At 44.8% G+C, this 17514-nt stretch carries 16 protein-coding genes; 7 read left to right on the forward strand and 9 right to left on the reverse strand.

The window, feature by feature from the left end; genetic code table 11:
- Positions 1-131: 131 nt before the first annotated feature.
- Both ACYVUT_RS06125 and ACYVUT_RS06130 read right to left on the reverse strand, forming a co-directional pair.
- Positions 132-755: a CatB-related O-acetyltransferase gene (locus ACYVUT_RS06125; protein WP_484500317.1), complete on the reverse strand. Its 624-nt coding sequence runs from the start codon at positions 753-755 to the stop codon at positions 132-134.
- 96 nt (positions 756-851) lie between these two features.
- Positions 852-2582: an FAD-dependent oxidoreductase gene (locus ACYVUT_RS06130; protein WP_484501686.1), complete on the reverse strand. Its 1731-nt coding sequence runs from the start codon at positions 2580-2582 to the stop codon at positions 852-854.
- Between the two features lie 129 nt (positions 2583-2711).
- Between ACYVUT_RS06130 and ACYVUT_RS06135 the strand changes: the two genes are divergently transcribed.
- Entirely contained in the window at positions 2712-3584 is an 873-nt protein-coding gene (locus tag ACYVUT_RS06135) for a helix-turn-helix transcriptional regulator (protein ID WP_484501687.1), read from the forward strand.
- Positions 3585-3661: 77 nt separating this feature from the next.
- Here ACYVUT_RS06135 and ACYVUT_RS06140 read toward each other — a convergent pair whose 3' ends face one another.
- The 6 genes from ACYVUT_RS06140 to ACYVUT_RS06165 all read right to left on the reverse strand — a co-directional run bounded on the left by ACYVUT_RS06140 (position 3662) and on the right by ACYVUT_RS06165 (position 12366).
- Entirely contained in the window at positions 3662-4105 is a 444-nt protein-coding gene (locus ACYVUT_RS06140; protein WP_484501688.1) for a hypothetical protein, read from the reverse strand.
- 22 nt (positions 4106-4127) lie between these two features.
- On the reverse strand, positions 4128-5630 hold the full coding sequence (locus tag ACYVUT_RS06145; protein ID WP_484501689.1) for a restriction endonuclease subunit S: 1503 nt from the start codon (positions 5628-5630) through the stop codon (positions 4128-4130).
- A complete protein-coding gene (locus ACYVUT_RS06150; protein WP_484500321.1) occupies positions 5620-7068 on the reverse strand; it encodes a class I SAM-dependent DNA methyltransferase in 1449 nt (482 codons plus the stop codon). Before ACYVUT_RS06150 ends, ACYVUT_RS06145 begins: the two co-directional genes overlap by 11 nt.
- Before the next feature lie 19 nt (positions 7069-7087).
- Positions 7088-10288 carry a type I restriction-modification system endonuclease gene (gene hsdR, locus ACYVUT_RS06155; RefSeq protein ID WP_484501690.1) on the reverse strand — a complete coding sequence of 1067 codons (3201 nt, stop codon included), beginning with the start codon at positions 10286-10288 and terminating at the stop codon, positions 7088-7090.
- A gap of 79 nt (positions 10289-10367) precedes the next feature.
- Entirely contained in the window at positions 10368-11810 is a 1443-nt protein-coding gene (locus tag ACYVUT_RS06160) for an N-6 DNA methylase (protein WP_484500323.1), read from the reverse strand.
- Entirely contained in the window at positions 11803-12366 is a 564-nt protein-coding gene (locus ACYVUT_RS06165; RefSeq protein ID WP_484501691.1) for a restriction endonuclease subunit S, read from the reverse strand. Before ACYVUT_RS06165 ends, ACYVUT_RS06160 begins: the two co-directional genes overlap by 8 nt.
- A gap of 204 nt (positions 12367-12570) precedes the next feature.
- On the opposite strand from ACYVUT_RS06165, the gene ACYVUT_RS06170 reads away from it, so the two are divergent.
- From ACYVUT_RS06170 to ACYVUT_RS06195, 6 genes are all read left to right on the forward strand, one after another.
- Positions 12571-12753 (forward strand): hypothetical protein, encoded by a 183-nt coding sequence (locus tag ACYVUT_RS06170; RefSeq protein ID WP_050890867.1) that lies wholly within the window; start codon positions 12571-12573, stop codon positions 12751-12753.
- A complete protein-coding gene (gene tnpB / locus ACYVUT_RS06175; protein ID WP_484499044.1) occupies positions 12746-13093 on the forward strand; it encodes an IS66 family insertion sequence element accessory protein TnpB in 348 nt (115 codons plus the stop codon). The genes ACYVUT_RS06170 and tnpB overlap by 8 nt, the downstream gene beginning before the upstream one ends.
- A 55-nt stretch (positions 13094-13148) precedes the next feature.
- Positions 13149-13382: a transposase domain-containing protein gene (locus ACYVUT_RS06180; RefSeq protein WP_484501692.1), complete on the forward strand. Its 234-nt coding sequence runs from the start codon at positions 13149-13151 to the stop codon at positions 13380-13382.
- Positions 13339-14682 (forward strand): IS66-like element short variant transposase, encoded by a 1344-nt coding sequence (locus ACYVUT_RS06185; RefSeq protein WP_484499283.1) that lies wholly within the window; start codon positions 13339-13341, stop codon positions 14680-14682. The genes ACYVUT_RS06180 and ACYVUT_RS06185 overlap by 44 nt, the downstream gene beginning before the upstream one ends.
- Before the next feature lie 256 nt (positions 14683-14938).
- Positions 14939-16690, forward strand: coding sequence for an IS1634 family transposase (locus ACYVUT_RS06190; protein ID WP_484501648.1), 1752 nt, complete (start codon positions 14939-14941; stop codon positions 16688-16690).
- Positions 16668-16886 (forward strand): hypothetical protein, encoded by a 219-nt coding sequence (locus ACYVUT_RS06195; protein ID WP_484499460.1) that lies wholly within the window; start codon positions 16668-16670, stop codon positions 16884-16886. Before ACYVUT_RS06190 ends, ACYVUT_RS06195 begins: the two co-directional genes overlap by 23 nt.
- 299 nt (positions 16887-17185) lie before the next feature.
- Here ACYVUT_RS06195 and ACYVUT_RS06200 read toward each other — a convergent pair whose 3' ends face one another.
- Positions 17186-17404 carry a hypothetical protein gene (locus ACYVUT_RS06200; protein WP_484501693.1) on the reverse strand — a complete coding sequence of 73 codons (219 nt, stop codon included), beginning with the start codon at positions 17402-17404 and terminating at the stop codon, positions 17186-17188.
- Between the last annotated feature and the right edge of the window lie 110 nt (positions 17405-17514).

The following is a 17514-nucleotide window of genomic DNA, read 5'->3' on the forward strand; positions in this document are numbered from 1 at the left end:
ATCAAACAAGCAATCGCCATAATACAAGCACCCCAGACTATCGTAAAGAAAGAATAATGCTTCATCAATTATTCGAGACGAAAAAAACGGCTGACCCAGGTCAGTCGTCTTTTGCTGTTCTATTGTTCTGTCTACTTTGCCCTATTCTTGATATTTAAGAGGCCTGCCTTTGATTCTTCCAAGTCAAGGTTGGTTAAAAACGGGATGGCTTCTTCGATTTGCTCATCAGAGAAGTTCCACCATTCCAGCTTGTTCAGAAAAGCAATCGTTTCCTGGTCGAAGCGGTAGCGGATGAGACGGGCCGGGTTACCGGCAACGATAGCGTAATCTGGCACGTCTTTGGCAACAACCGCCCGGCTGCCGATGACAGCGCCATTGCCGATCTTGACGCCTGGCATGACGGTTGTTCCCCGGCCGATCCAGACGTCACTGCCGATCACCGTGTCCCCCTTGACCGGCATGTCTTCAGCCCGCATGCTGGATCTTTCGTACCAGTCCTTTTTGACAGCCATGAAGGGGTAAGTGGAAATAGAGTTCATGGAGTGGTTAGCTGCTGGCATAATGAAGCGGACGCCATTAGCGATGCTGGTGAAGCTGCCAAAGATCAGTTTGGCCCGGTCTTCCCGGTTATAAAGGACGCAGTCTTCTTCGAAATCTTCATCCGCCTTTTCCTTGGCATAGTAGGTGTACTTTCCGGCGATAATGTTGCTGCTTTTCACTGTGTCCTTGAGGTAAATCATTTCTGTTTCTTTCATAATTGTGTTCCTTTCGTCTATGGCCATTATTATGCGCCAGAAAGACATGAAAAGAAAAGCACAGTTTCAGCACATCTGTTGGATTTTGCAGAAAAATTATTCCTCAATGAATTTGGCTGCTTCCAGGCCGGCGATGCGGCCGGAGTTTACGGCAAAGCCCATGGTGTTGCCCGGCAGGGTAAAGTTGTAGCTGTCGGCGTAGATGGTGTTAGCATCAGAGCCGGCACTGAAAAGGCCTGGGATAACCTGGTCTTCGTCATCCAGGACTTGGCAGTTCTCATCAATCTTAACGCCGCCAACCGTGCCATAAGCACCGCTGTAGAACTTGCCGACCAGGTAGCCGCCTTCCCCGGTCAATTTGTGGAGGTAGTCAGGATTTTTGAAAAATTCTCTATCCTGGCCATGATCACAGTAGCTGTTGTAATCGTCGATGGTCTTTTGGAGTTTATCTACTGGGATGTCCAACTTTTCAGCCAATTCGCCGACGCTGTCAGCCGTAATGATGGCCTCATAGCCATTCTCTTCTGCCTTCTTGATCACCGGGTCCAGCATCTTGAAGCCAGCGGCCGGGTGGACGATGTCCATGATGTCCGGGCCGACTTTCTGGTACTTTTGCAAAATTGCCCGGTCCATGATGACATAGGCGTAGTGGCCCGGCTGCAGAAACATGGCATTGCCGGAAAAAGTAGTGTTGCCCAGCATCCCTTCATCCATAAAGCGGTCGCCCTTCTGGTTGATCATCAGGTTTGGCTGGCGCAGGACGCCGTCGGCGACCATGTATTCCAAGTTGTGCGGCAGGATGTAGATCATTTCAACCGTATCACCGTACTTTTGGGCACCGGCTTCCCACATCATCTTCAAGCCTTCGCCATTGATGCCAGGCACGTTGAAGGTGAAGAAATCCTTGTCAAGGTTAAATCCCTGCCGGTCCTTCAGCATTTCAGCGTTTGACCCGTAGCCGCCAGTTGCAACTACAACGGCTTTAGCATGGACGGTGTACTTGACCGCTTCGCTTTCAGCAACTAAGCCGGTCACCTTGCCATCTTCGGTCAAAAGCTGTTTAACTGGCGTCTCCAGGTAGAACTTGACGCCCAGTTCTTCAGCCCGCTTGGTCAAGGCCTTGTTCATGGCAGAGGCGCAGCCTGGTCCGATCTTGCCATCTCCTGGGTCAACGATGTGCCAGGTAGCGTTGGATTCCTTAAAGTAACGGAAAGCCCCGGCGAACTTGACCCCCATGCCTTCCAGCCAGTCGATGGTTGAGGCAGACTGCTTGAAGTAGCGGGCAACCAGGCGGCCGTTAGCCCGGTAGTGAGTGTATTCCATCTGGTTCTTCAAGGCTTCGGCAACTGAGATTTCATTGAAGTTGGCCTTTTGGATCTTAGTGTTGATCCCCAGTGGCCCCATGCCCATGTTGGCGGTCCCGCCGGTGATTTTTTCCTTTTCAAAAACTGCAACCTTGACTCCTTGTTCAGCAGCAGAGACTGCCGCAGCCAAGCCGGCCGGGCCTGCAGCGACAATCGCCAGGTCAGTGGTCAATTCTTCGCTAGTCTTGTCCTGGCTCTCCCCGCTGGCTTCCTGCAGGGCCTTTTTAACAGCGGTCATGATGGCGTTAGAAGAGACCGTGGCGCCAGAAACAGCATCGACATCCGTTGACTGGGCGGCGATGATTTCGTTGGCAATGACGTCGTTAGCCTTAGACTGGTATTCACCAGCCCCGACCAGGACCTCGATAGCACTGATCTTCCCGCCAGTAATGGTGGTAGCGACTTTAACCGGGCCGTGCAGGCCTTCTGCTTCAGTTTGGTACTTTCCGTCTTGATATGACATGGTAGTTCTCCTTGCTTTCCTTACTCATTTTCTTTAACCGCTTACATTGTATCGTGAAGAAAGTATAATAGTAATTAAGCAAGGTATCTAAATCATTAGCAAAAAGTAACTATTTAAGGGAGCAAGAAAATGTTTAAAGAGCTGGAAGTCATTGACAGTATTGAGATTAGCCATGATTCGTTTATTGAGAAAGATAGCGAAGAAAATAGCTCAGACTTTCACTTGGAGTTAGTTGAAGTCCTCTCTCCTTGTCATGCAGTCTTAAACAAGTTGCCCTGTCAGCTGGCTGCCTATGATATCGTGATCTCAAGGAAGTTTCCCCGGCTGGCTTTTTTCAACAAAGATGACTTCAGAATAAGACTGGTCAGTCTGGACTTTAAGCGGCAGGTGGTGCTCGACATGCTCACCATGGCCAATAACGGGCTGGTCCACGACATCTTTAAGGACCTGGACCAGGCAGAGAGCTACGTGCACTATACTGGTCTGGACAACATGATTTGCCATGAGGGGCTGAACTTCTGCCAGAAGATTGCTGAGGCAGGTGAAGACGGCTATTTCGTTGATTATGAACTGTCTCTGGCCTGCGCGGGCTTTCTGACAGAGCTTTCCCGGCACTATCACGCCAGAGTCCGGCTGGATTCATCGCATTTTCCCAGCAGCAATGTCCACTATGCTAATCCGATGACCAGGACGGGGATGATCATGAACTATTTGGTAGCTAATATTCAAGACGTGACTCTGGAAAAAATGGCTGCCCACTTCGGTTACCAGCCCAAGTATCTATCCCGCTTGATCCGGCAGCTTTTTGACCAGACTTTCAGCCAGCTGAAGACGGAGACTCGGGTGTCGATCAGCAAGTCGCTCCTGGAGCTGACGACCAAGAGTATCGAGGAGATCAGTGAGATCGTCGGCTACCCTAGCGTCAGTACCTATTACCGGGCCTTTAAAATGGCCACCGGGCTGACGCCGAGCGAGTACAGGAAGATGCGGCGGGAGGGATGAAGTTCGGCTGAAAGAAAAATGACTCCGGTGTTGTACCGAAGTCATTTGGTGGTTTGGCTAGTTCTTCTCGTTGGCCTTCAGTCTCCTTGAAAAATACCTGCATCAAGCAATTCTTGAACAGCTTGCGAACTCTTTTCTGTCTTATGAAGCAAGAGCTTTAGATATTCGCGCAGGTAGGTCGCTTGATCGTATTCTAAGTAGATCGTTAAGTGATCTGCTAAGTCAAAACTATAGTATAGTCGAAGGGTCAATACTTGATCCTCATGATCAAATGAAATTTCGACTGTGGGATCATCTATTAAAGAAAATTGCTCATATCTTGTTATGCCTTGGAGAAAAGCTTCAACCTCACTTAGTAGTGTCTCCGGCTCATCGTTGTACCATAATGGTTTGACTGAGAAGATTTGACTCTCGTTATGAATAACTTCAATTGAGGAATTAATCCACTCTGAATTGGTATTACGCTTGTCGAGACAAAAGTAGATCGTAAAGTCATTTGACTGCAACTTCAGATGCGGCATGGAAGTGACCCCCTAACAATTTCTAGGAAACAGTAGTCAAATTTTGCTTGATAGTTTCCAATTGCCCGAACAGCTCTGACAGCTTTTCCACAATTCGCTTCTGCTCTGCCAGTGGAGGCAAAGGGATCGGCACCTTTAATAAATCATTAAGTTTGATACCTTTAACCGTTGTTCCGGATGTTGGCAAATTTAATACTGAAAATATGTTGACTAAATATTCTTTGGTTATGTCATTAGAGAAAATAAAAGCTCTAAGGTCTTGATTTATCGCGGTATCTATCTTTGAAATGATTGCACGGCCAACTCCCATTCTCATAACGACAATTAGATTTCCTTTAGGAATCAAATTTGAGCTACTGTTCTCTAAACCTAAAGTAGTAATAGAATCTCTAGTCTTATCCTCGTAAATATCGCCCTCGTGAACGTCTTTTACCGTCATCCACGGTATTTCGCCATTCCAATACTTAGGATTACCTTTATCTGGTGTCCCTCCACCGATATTCTTAAGAGATATTTCTCCAAAACGAGACCATTCCCAGCTATCTGGAATGTCAAAAGGCTTCTCATCATCAGTAATCTCTGGAAGTTTCTTACTCTTCTTGATCTTGCCTTCTTTCACCAGCTCTGCCTTCTCAGCTTGAATTTTCTCCAACAGTTCGCTTGCTGGCTCATCACTAGGATCTTGCTCTACCAACTTGCCTTGCATTGCAAGGTCAAGCAATTTCGATCTCATTGCCTGTTCAAGATCTTGGAACTCAGTATTGTTCTTCTCAATCACATCGATCAGTTCAAACAGCTCCGAAACCTTTGCTGCGATTCGCTTCTGCTCTGCCAATGGAGGGAGAGGAAAAACAACCTCATTTTTCAAATACTTTAATGATGCCAAATTCTTCATCGCAGAGCCCCTGGCATTGGCAATCAGTTGGTCTGTTATATGGTCAAATGCAAGCAAGAAAAATTCTTTGTACATTATAGATTCATCAATTGTCAACTTCATTAACGCTTGGTTGATAATCCCTCTTGGACAATTTGGTGGTAATACATAATATTTACCGATTGTTCCCGCACAACTAATAATAATGTCCCCGGGTTTTACTTCAAATCCACGAAGTCGCTCAAATTCGCTATTCGGCATGAAATAGTTACCATAATCAACACTTTTATTAATAGCATTTCCTTGCTCATATACTTTAAAAGTTTCAGCGCTTTTAGGCACAAACATACTTTTCTTGATAGCACTACCAAATGGGCCACGTTTAATTGCGCTATCCTCTTTTATGCACACTTCAGTAAGCCTTGCTGCCTCCCATTCCTTTGGAAAATACGGAGGCTTCTTAGCTTCAACATATTTATTTTGTCGAAGCATCTTTCTTGCATGTGCATCTTCAATTTCTTTGCGTGCACGATTCAAATTTAGAGTTGCACTTTCATCCCCGGCATCCTGTTCAACCAGCTTCCCCCGCATGGCTAGATCTAGAATCTTCTCTCTAAGCGCTTGCGTATCAACATTCAGATTAGTCTTCATCGCTTACCCCTTCTAAGGCCTTCTGCAAAGCACTAACCGCGTCAGCAATATTTTGCGACTTCTCCACCATATCGCTTAGCAATTCGCTTAATGGACGATCCTCTTTGTCTTCCTCGTCGCCAATCCAAGAGATGTCTAAGCTGGTATTAGGACGTGCTTTGATTTCATCGATGCTGAACTTTCTCCAGCGGCCATTCGGGTTCTTTTCCGCGTCATAGTCTTCCACCCGCTTGCTTCGATCATCAACGCAGTAGGCTTTTTCAAATCCTTCAAAGTCCTTCTTATTCAAAGGATTGCGCTTACCAAAGCTCCGCATGTTATGGCGCATGTCGTAGACCCAAACTTCCTTGGTGTTATCTTGATCCGTCGTCCCTCTATCAAAGAACAGTACATTGGTTTGCACGCCTTGCGCGTAAAAAATCCCCGTTGGCAAGCGCAGAATCGTATGCAGGTTGCACTTATTCATCAAGTCAAGCCGGATTTTTTCACCCACGCCATCCGCAAAAAGCACGTTGTCCGGCACAACGACGGCTGCACGGGCATGACCGCTACGGTTCAGTGAGTTATAGATGATTTCCAAGAAGTTCAGCTGCTTGTTAGACGTTGAATAAGTCAAGTCGTCACGAGTTGCCCCTTCACCACCCTTTTTCGTACCAAAAGGCGGGTTAGTCAGAACAACATCAAAGTCCTTCATCCACTTACCAGCAGCAGACAAGGAGTTACCCAATTCCAAACGGCCATCCATATCATGCAGATACTCGTTCATCAATGCCAATCTATGGGTGTCTTGCACTAATTCCATCCCGGAAAAAGCTTCGTGCTTTTCAAAATCCTGTTCTTTAGCTGAGAGGTCAAAGTAGTCATCAGTTTGCTCACGCAAGTAATCGTTGGCAGCAACCATAAAGCCAAAAGTCCCAGCAGCCGGGTCGTTCAGTCTTTCCCCAACCTTAGGCTGAACCATTTCAACCATCATGTTAATGAGTGGCCGCGGAGTGAAATATTGACCTGCCCCTGACTTGGTCTCATTAGCTGTCTTTTCCAAGAGCCCTTCATAAAGCGCGCCTAAGCCTTCTTCCTTAGCCGTAAACCAGTCCAGGTCATCGATAACATGGATGATCTTGTACAAATTCTTTGGATCCTTGATACTTGTCGTCGCGTTAGCGTAGATAACATTCAGCTTCTTATTTGGGGTCTTACTTGCATCCCCCAAGTCCAGCAACATCTGCTTGTAGTACTGCTGCAGGTCTTCACCATCCCGCTTGACCAGTTCATCCCAGCGGTACTGTTCCGGAATCTGCTCTTCCTGGCCTTGTTCCTTGCTCATCTTTAAGAACAGAATGTAGGTCAATTCCGTCAGATAGTCCAGATAGGTAACCCCATCATCCCGCAGAACGTTACATTCATTCCATAACCGCTGAACGATTTCTTGATTATTCATGTATTTCCTCTCTTACTCTTTAGGCAAACATTATGTCGTTAATCGTATTTACGATGTCATCAGCATGATTGTCAAATACCCGCTGCATCATCTTATAGCCACCCTTAGCTTTGAAGGTCGCGTTCTCATCAAATGCTTCTTGCGCGTTTGGCCCTAAAATATTGTTTTCTCTCAGCTGCTTCTCAATTCTCTGCAGCCACTTCTTTTGCGGAACAGTCCAATCAGCCATTCCATAAACCTTGTCCATGGCCCGCTTGATCAATTCATCTTCTGATTGAAGAGGCGTACCAATCGCCGCCTTGCGGATAAAGCTGATGATGTTAGCAGCCGTTGCTTCCTTGTTCGTCTTCTTCCAAGCCGTCTGCAAGTCTTGCTCGCGGTAGCCTCTAGCTTCCAGGGTTTCGCAGATCTGGTTAAGATCATTCAAAGTCAAGTCTCTTGGTCTGTTGATCAACAGCTGCAGGCCTGCTACTTCATTGATGCTGTTCTTTATAAAAGCATTGAAGCTTTCCAAGTAGTCGTCTGGCTCTTCCAATTTATCGCCAAAAACCTGTTCACTTGAAATCAGCTTGTCTTCTTCATTTGAGATCACAGCTTTATTCTCCTTTAACCGAAATTCTTCGATTAAATCGAGTTTATTTTTCGTAGCCAAAAGCTCTTCTTTTGCCATGTTTTCCAGCTTACGTGTCCAAACAGTCAAGTCTTCCTGGAATTGACCCGCTTTAGCCAATTTTTCTTTCTGCTTGTCGTCCATTCGCTGAAGCTTACGCTGCACCTTAGCTACCAGCTGCGTCCGGTACTCGCGGTAGTCGTCCTCATCTTCAGATTTTTCGATCATTTTGTACATATCCATGATGCTTCTGTGGACATACTTTTCCTTAACCACTTGGCCCATGTCAGTATACTTAGCCATGCTTTCAAACTGGCCAACCGCGTCATAAATGTTGAAGGCATCAATACCTTCGTACTTTCTGGTTGCCCGACCCAGCATCTGTTCAAAGAGAATTCTGGACTTCACCCGCCGCAAGAAAACAAGGTTGGCAATTGATGGCACGTCAATCCCTGTCGTCAGCAAGTCAACCGTGACAACGATGTTAGGGAACTCTTCATTCTTAAATTCCTTGATGTGATCTTCACGGTGACGGTCTTGACCCGTAATCTTCATAATCACGTTCGCTCCTACTGGACGACCAGCTTTAGCAAACTCTTCTTTCAGCAATCGAACAATCATATCGGCATGATCATCCCTAGTCGCAAAGATCAAGGTTTTGCCTAAGTCCCGATCAGTTGGATCAAGCTGCTTGACCAATTCTTGGCAAACGATTCGGTTAAAGCTCTCGTTAACGACCTTTCTGTTAAAGGAATCGACGTCAAAATCCAGGTCATCTGGCAATTCTACCTGTTCAAGGGTTTGCTTGTCATAGTTGTAGACATTTGCATGATCCCCCTTCTTCAGATGAATTCCTTCTTCTAAGAGCTTGGTTTTGATAACGTGCGGAGCATTGTGGTCCATCAAGTAACCATCCAAGACTGCTTGCCGGTAGCTGTAGGTGTAGACAGGCTGACCAAAAATCTGAACTGTCTGCAAGGCTGGGGTTGCCGTCATACCGATTGCAACTGCGTCAAAATAATCGACAACCCGCCGATATTGGCTGACATAGTCACTTTGGTCATAGAACTTGACTTCCTCATCAGACATTTCCTTGTCTTCAAAGTAGCCCCGGTGAGCTTCATCGACAATCACGAAGTCATAAGTACCAGGAGAGATTTCTCTTTCTCCATCTTCCGTATTAAAGAGCCGGTTGACCATCCCTTGGACAGTTGATATATGGATTTTGTCTGTTGATTGCGGAACCTTTTGCGAGTATTCAGCAACGCTGTAAATATCGCTAACTGATTGGCCATTGACTTTGTCATCTTTAAGAGCAATTGCTGTTTGGTCAGCCAAGGACTGCCGGTCAACCAGGTAGAGAATCCGGCGGGCCCGCTTATGCTTAAGGAGACGGTACATCAGACTAATTGCGGTTCTGGTTTTACCCGTACCAGTGGCCATGGCCAACAAGATTTTTGACTTATGATCACGAATGGCTTCTTCAATCGACTTGATAGCTGCAATCTGGTAGTCACGAGCCGCAAAATCTGGATAATCCGTGTCCTCGGCTAAGCTTTCATCCGCGGTCTTTTCGACTTCGGCATCCATCTTCATTTTCAAGTCAGCTGGAGTTAACCAAGATTCCAGAGCCCGGTCGGGGTGGTCAGGATTGCGGGCATCCCAGAACCAGATGCCAGACTGCTCCTTAAATTGTTCAAGATAAGGCCGACCATTGGTGCTAAAGATAAAATCTGCCTCTGAAACCTTATATGGATCAGAGTCTGCTTCTGCTTTGGCATCCTTCAAATAGTCCCGGGCTTGCTCCAAAGCGCCTTGCACGGCTTGGTCATACTTTTTGGCCTCGATAATACCCACAGCCTTTTTGTTCATAAACAAAACGTAGTCCGCTCTTTCACCGTTTTTAAATTTCCATTCAGCGATGGCAACGTTCTGTCCACTTTCAGGCACAGTGTGATTAGTCCAATTGTTCAACTTCTTAGAGTCAACTTTCCAACCGGCATCCCTAAGCTGCTGGTCAATCAGTTCTCTGGTTTCATCTTCAGTCAGTTTGTGCCGTTTAGCAAAATCAAGGTTGATCTCATGCCGCTTCTGTCTGGTCTCTGCTGAAACTGGTTGGACAGGAGTTTGCTTCCGTAATTTTGCAATCTCAGCTTCTAGCTGCTTGATTTTTTCAGATTCATTAACCACGGCCTTATGGCTGTCAACTGGATCTACGTAGTCTGAAATTTCAGCTTGGGTGAAAGTCTCTAAGAACCAGGTCCAGATGACGTACGCTTCTTTATCAACCTTTAAAGCAGCATCTTTTGTCGGCCGATAGCTACTGTCGTGAGCAGCCTTGTTCCGCCGCCGGCGAATGTCGTCTAAGTAATAGGTCACACTGTCAGGATAATCGTTGGAGGAGCGCCGCATTTTGTCGATACGTTCTTTTTGATTCAAATTCCAGTCAACCAGGCCATCAAGTTTAAAGATTTCTTGAGTCAGCTGCTCAGCAAAGATGCCAAATGATACTAGACTGGCTTCTGGGCTATCAAAAATCATTTTTTCCGCGGACATAGCTAAGTCTGCGTATCTTTGGTAATCTTGTCCGCTATAACTAAAGTTGCTCATTGTAATCCCTCGTCTTATTTCAGCCACACATATCTATTATTGAATTATTGCTAGCTTAATTATACCGACTTTTTCGCAATTATTCAGAGATACTTACGGCTTTGATGGCCTGGCGGGCTTCTGGAGTGTCAAGCTTATTCAGCAGCTCGATCATTTCCTTTTTGCTCTGTTCAATTACCTTCTGCTTCGCTGATATGGATGACATCGTTGCTTCAACATCGATCTTTTTCTCAGAAAACGTGTCGATATAGCGTGGAATGTTCAAATTATAGTCATTCTCACGAATTTCATCTAAGTTGACCAATCTTGAATAACGATCTACTTCTTCTCGGTTGCGGTAAGTATGCAGTATCTTATTAACCCCTTCTTCGGTAAGAAAATTCTGTTTTAAGCGAGTAGCGTTCTTTACTCCATCTCGACTTGCATCAATAAATAATATCTTGTCTGTCTTCTTTTTTTTGAAAATAAGTAGCACGGTATAGATAGCAGTGAAATTACGTGCACCTTGTGGCAGTGAAATTACTGCATGGATATTTTGCTTTTCCAAAAGGTATTTTCGAATTTCACCTTCAGCCGCTGATCTAAACAGTGCGCCAGTTGGCAACATTACAGCCATAGTTCCATCTTCACTCAGATGTTGTAATCCTCTCAACACATACGCGTAGTCAGCTTTAGACTTAGGAGGTAATACTCCAACCTCAGAGAAGCAAGGATCGTTCAAAAATTCTGGATTTGCATCCCAATGTCTTGAAAATGGCGGTATCATTGGAATCATGTCAAATTTACTGTTTGCGCCAAGCTCTTCGTCTTTCAGAAAATCTCCCCTAACGAAGTTATCATGAATTATTTGAGTGTTTATCCCATGAACCAGCATATTCATTTTTAACAAACGAAGTGTATTTGGAGAAAATTCTTCACCAAACAGTTCCACTTGACTTTGAAACTTTTCTTTCATAGCTAGCAAGAGTGATCCAGACATTGCTACAGGGTCAAATATTGATACCTTCCCTTTCTTTGCCTCACTGGCCAAAATTTCAGCAATCAATTTTCTCGTCTGTACGGGGGCATCGCCTAAATACATCTTTCTTTGATCTGAATAATAATTTTCCAACAGTTTATCAAATAAGTAACTTGATTCAGTTACAGAAAATCCCGTGAAATCACAAGTCGTAAGGTAGTCTTCTAATGACTTATCTTTGATTTCGCCAAGATGCGGATACTCTGAGATAAACATATCTGAAAGCAGTGGGTTGGTGACTGCGAACTTCTGAAATGCTTCATTCCAATTTTCTGAATTTGTGCGAGCTCTTTGAGCAACCTTCTCAAACAAATAGTTAGGTTCAATGTAGTAGCCAATTTTATCTTTTGATTCATCTTCGTCTACCGGCTTTATTGCTTTTTGTCGATCAGACAAGATCTTGTAAGCTACCAATCCGAAAGTAGCACTGCCATTTTCAAAGCCGAATCCACTTCTCAGTATTATATCTTTGCTGATTTGATCAATTTTTTCTTTGCTAATCATTGGTGCACTCCTTAGCAATTGCGTTGAAAACTAATTGTTCTTGCTGTACAAGGGCTTCTTCAATTTGATGCCGATAGATCAACCAATTGCGATAAATCTGACCTAATTCCTTTTGCTTGTCCAGATCAGGCAAGACAATTTTCAGCTCGCGCAAAAACTTTGCTCCCAAGCGCTTAATCGTTGAGACTTGCCCTTGCGCTGATAATTCGATTTGCTTTTGAACATCTTCTGCTTCATTTAAGTAATAGCAAAGATACCATTCATCCACTTTTGTCAGATTAGGAACGATTTTTGCAAAGTTTAAGGAAAGGATTGAGCCTGCAGTAGCCGGCGATACTACGGCTGCTTGAGGATTAATAAGTCGTAAGGCTAAATCCCCTTCATTAAAGGTGGCTGAAGTGCCAACCTGCTTTGACGGTTTAATTTCACCTAGATAATTTAGATCTTGTTTAAGAGAATCTACATTATAGATGTTTTCTTGCTCTTCTTTGGTCATTCTACTGCTGTTTTTACCGAAAGATAATTCGGCAATCTCTTTCAGTTTCTGTGTTTCCATCACATTGTTCCTCTTCTTCCTGTTGTATTGTTTAATTACAGCTTATAAAGAGCGTAAGAAGCCTTCATTTACTTTCAAAGAAGCACTATTAGATTGTTGTAAAAGCTAATTACACTGTAAGCACCCAATAGCGCGGTATCTATCACCCCCCGGGCAATAGTCATATACTGTTCTTAACAATTGAATACGGAGGAACACGATATTATGACTGAACATCCAATCGTACCGCTTGAGCTGCCGAAGGGCAAACTCAGACCTAGGAATAAGCTTCCAAAGAACAGGCTCGTTCTCAATCTGAAGTCCAATGGAGTTGAGCTGTCATTTTACAGTGATGCCACTAGCGAGCTTATGCTCGAAGTCGTGGACAGGTTCTTGAGCCATGATTAATCTGGCTGAATTAGGTCGAGTGTTCATTGTTTGCGGTAAGACCGACATGCGCCGGGGAATCGATTCGCTTGCTTACATAGTTAAGAAGAGCTTCCATCTCGATCCCTTCTCTGGAAGTGTCTTTCTCTTCTGCGGCAGCCGAAGAGATCGCTTCAAGGCACTATATTGGGACGGCCAGGGATTCTGGCTGCTCTATAAACGCTTTGAGAACGGGAAGCTGGCATGGCCGAACAATGAAGACGAAGTTCGAGAGTTGTCCGATGAACAAGTCATGCGCTTGATGCAAGGCTTTACCATTGATCCTAAAATTAATACTGCAAGAGCTCGTGAATTCTATTGATTTCACGAGCTTTTCTGGTATTCTTATGATTATGAATCAAGGAGGGACAACAACCATGACTGATAAAGAAACTTCAGCTTTAATTGAAACGCTCAAAGCAAATAACGAAGAATTGCTCAAGCAGGTTGCCCTTCTTACTGAACAAGTTGCTTATTTGACTAATAAGCTTTATGGCAAGTCCTCCGAGAAGAGAGCTGTCAACCCAGATCAGCTGAGCCTTTTTGAGGAAGACAACGCCTCTCAAGATGACGAGGACTTACCCTCGCGTTACCGAAACTATTACCTATAAGAGACGCAAGCAAGTCGGCAGAAAGCAAGATATCTTAGATTCTCTGCCGGGCGAGGAGGTTCATCATCGTTTGGATGACCTTACATGTCCAGACTGCCAGCACGAGCTGAAAGAGATCGGCAGCTTCTGTGCTAGAAAAGAGCTGCTGTACATTCCAGCCCAAGTTAAGAGAATCGATCACATCCAACACTCTTACAAGTGCCAGCACTGCAGTGATGAGGCACCAGCTGACAAGATTATCAAAGCACCTGTACCCAAGGCACCGTTAACCAACAGTCTTGGATCAGCTTCTTTGATCGCTGATACGATCTATCAGAAGTATGTTCTCAAGGTTCCTGCCTACCGACAGGAGAAAGACTTGCGGCGCATGGGCCTTCCGCTTGATCACAAGACGGTTTCGAATTGGCATATCAAAGTCTGCGAGTACTACCTCTCCAGCCTTTACGAGCTCTTGAGAAAAGAGCTGCTAAAGCTGGATGTCATTCACGCAGATGAGACGCCATATCGAGTCTTAGACAGCGAAAGAGCTAAAGACTACGTCTGGACCTTCTTATCAGGCAAGCATGCCGAGAAGCCGATTGTCCTGTATCACCATGGATCACGAAAAGGTGCCGAAGCGTGGGATTTCCTCACAGGCTTCAGCGGATACCTTCATTGTGATCAATATCCTGGCTATTTACGATTAAGCCAACAGGATGTGACTCTTGTAGGCTGTATGGCTCATGCAAGACGCAAATTCCATGATTCCTTGCCTAAAGACAAGGCTAGAGAATCAGACGCAACTTCAGTGGCTAATCAAGGGATCCACTACTGTAATCAAATGTTTAGCCTGGAGCACGCTTGGGAAGATCTTTCCGCTGAAGAGAGATACGAGAAGCGTCAGTCTGAATTAAAGCCTCTGCTAGAGAAGTTTTCCGACTGGTGCTCCAAGAAATCAATCTCCGTGTTGCCTTCCGGCAAGCTGGGGACGGCCTTCCAGTATTGCATAAAGCACATGGACAAGTTCATGAACGTTCTAAAAGATGGTCGCCTTGAACTGTCCAACAACAGAGCAGAACGAGCAGTCAAAGAGATCGTCATGGGACGCAAGAACTGGCTCTTTTCACAGAGCAGTTCCGGCGCCAAGTCCATGGCTATCATTATGAGCATACTCGAAACTGCCAAGCAAAATGGCTTGGATCAATTCAAATATATCAACTATCTTCTAGACAAGCTGCCCAATGAGCTGTCATTATTAGACAATCAACGTCTGGAAGCCTATTTACCATGGGCTGAGAATGTTCAGCTCCACTGCAAGTAAAGTCCCATAAACTGATTAATCCCATCTTAGCATTGCTAGGATGGGATTTTAATATACTCTGCTATTGGGTGCTTACATTACACTTCCGAACAACATAACTATATGCTAACTTCCCAGGCCAATCAAACTCAAGTCCTCTGAGAAAGTGCTCTAAAGCCGCAAAAATACTGTATTTTTAGCACATCTTTGCTTGCATTGATGTGCTTTTCTATGTTATAATTTGAGTATGATATCATACTCAATGAAGGAGAGCATCATGTACTACAACTGCCTAGTAAATATTCCTAAGAACACTGGTAAAATTTCCAGAAATAAACGAGGCAAGACTACCTACATCGAATACACTTATGCTAGAGAGTACCTTCCCGAGAAGAAATACAACGTCGCCAGAAGAACGACCATTGGGAAAGCTGACCCTGATCATCCGGGAATGATGTTCCCTAACCCCAACTTCGAAAAATTCTTCCCTGATGTTGAGATTCCCGCCGAAGGAACGGCGGCTGAACCAGTCAATGAATCCAGAAGCAGCTGTATTCGAATTGGTGCCTTCTCTGTAGTCAGACGAATTATTGAAGACTACAAGCTCGCTGAACACTTGAAGCGCTGGGATGATCGGGGAAAAGGACTGCTCCTTGACCTGGCCGCTTACTCTGTTATCGCAGAAAGCAACGTGGCTCAGCACTTCCCGGATTATGCCTACAACCATCCATTGATGACGCCACAGAACAAGATTTACAGCGACTCTACAATCTCGCGCTTCATTCGCGAGATCGATGACAATGACAGGGTCGACTTCTTGAACAGCTGGAACGCCACCCATGACAAGAATGAGAAAATCTACGTTTCCTATGACTCCACCAACAAGAACTGCAAGGCTGGAGATATTGAGATGGCTGAATACGGTCACCCTAAGAATGACGTTGGCGCACCAATCATCAACTACTCGATTGCTTACGATATGACCAATGAGAAGCCCCTGCTTTACGAGAGCTACCCGGGCAGTATCGTTGACGTCTCGCAGCTGAAATACATGCTGGAGAAGATTCGCGGCTACGGCTATAAGAAGATAGGCTTCATCCTTGATCGCGGGTACTTCAGTAAGGCTAATATTCAATTCATGGACTCGTGCGACTATGATTTCGTGATGATGGTTAAAGGCAGAGCCTCCTTTGTGCACGGCTTGATCATGGAGCACATGGGTGAATTCGAATCAAAGAGAGCCTGCTCAATCAAGGCATACCGGACTTACGGCATGACTGTTAAAGCCAAACTGTACGCGGATGACGACACTGACCGCTACTTCCACATCTACTACAAGGCCAAGAAGCAGGCCAGCGAGCGTGCCAGACTGGAAGCTGATCTGGACCGAATGGAAGCCGAGATGGACAAGATAAAAGGCAGAGAATACAAGCTTCCCAAACGATACGAGCACTACTTCAAGCTCACCTACCACAAAGACAAGTTCTATGGCTACGAGGAACGGGAAGATGTCATCGAACGAGAGCTGCAGCTGTGCGGCTATTTCGCGATCGTGACCTCCGAAAAGATGACGGCTTCAGAAGCTTTGAACCTTTACAAGAGCCGCGATATCTCAGAGAAGCTGTTTGGCAGTGATAAGACTTTCCTTGGCAACCGCTCATTTAGAGTCGCAAGCAGCCAGGCAGCTGAAGCTAAGATCTTCATTCAGTTCATCGCTTTGATAATCCGGGCAAGAATTTACACGCTTTTGAGAAAGCGTAAAGCCGAAATGCCGGGCAAGCCTAACTATCTGAGCGTGCCTTCAGCACTGAAAGAGCTCGAAAAGATTGAGCTGATACGCCAGCCGAACGGCAACTATAAGCTAGATCACGCAGTCACAGCCACCCAGAAAGTAATACTAGGCGCTTTTGGGCTAGACGAAGAATGGATCAAAGCACAGGCAAGACTGATTGGAAAAGACATTAAGAACGCCGCAATGCCGGAAGAACAGAAAGACGATGATGAAGATGCCGAGAACGAAGAGTATTAAAACAATTGAAGCCGAGATCTCCCAAACAGAAGAACAGCTCCGGCGCCTCAAAGAGCGCTGCGATAAAGCGTCAGAGAAGCTTGATGCCCTCTATGAGCTCAAGAAGCACCGAGAGCAGGAGGAATTACTAAAAGCTATTGATAAAAGTACCCGAACCAAAGCTGAGATCCTCGCGTTTCTAGAAAGTCATGCATAAAAAGAAATACGGTTGGCAGAAAATCTGCCAACCGTGTGGTTTGAGTTGTAAAATCCTGGGAAATTAGCACTATACTACTTCTAGTTCCGCTTTTCAACCGTTGTTAAGCTAAATTACAAAAAATAGGGTGACAAAAATAACCCCAAAGATCGTCTTTTACTTGGGGTTACCTCTTTCACATTCTATCGGAGTCATGCTAGCCATTAAGATATAAACGGGAACACTAACACTTGAATTACCGATATGATTGTAAAATAATTTTACGCCTTATCAGTATCTAATAAAGTGAGAATTATCATTTATCTATACCACACATAAGGTTGCCCATCAACGACTTGTCCATTATCTTCTTTTAGGTAAATGAATTTATTATCAACAATCCTATACTTTTTATTGTTTTGATTATCCACCAATGTATTTCCAACTCTAGACAATATAGCTGTTGAAGAATAAAAAAGTATTCCATCTTCACTCGTTAACGTAGTACCATCGTTTGCATTATGAAATTCATATTTCATATTATTGCTCCTTGCATATCATACATATAAGCTCTCTTAGTTACATCATAAAGCTTTTAGACCAATTATAGCCGATCTACCCGAGCTCTACACATTAGAAGACTTGGGTC

The sequence above is a fragment of the Lactobacillus sp. WILCCON 0059 genome (assembly GCF_057197985.1).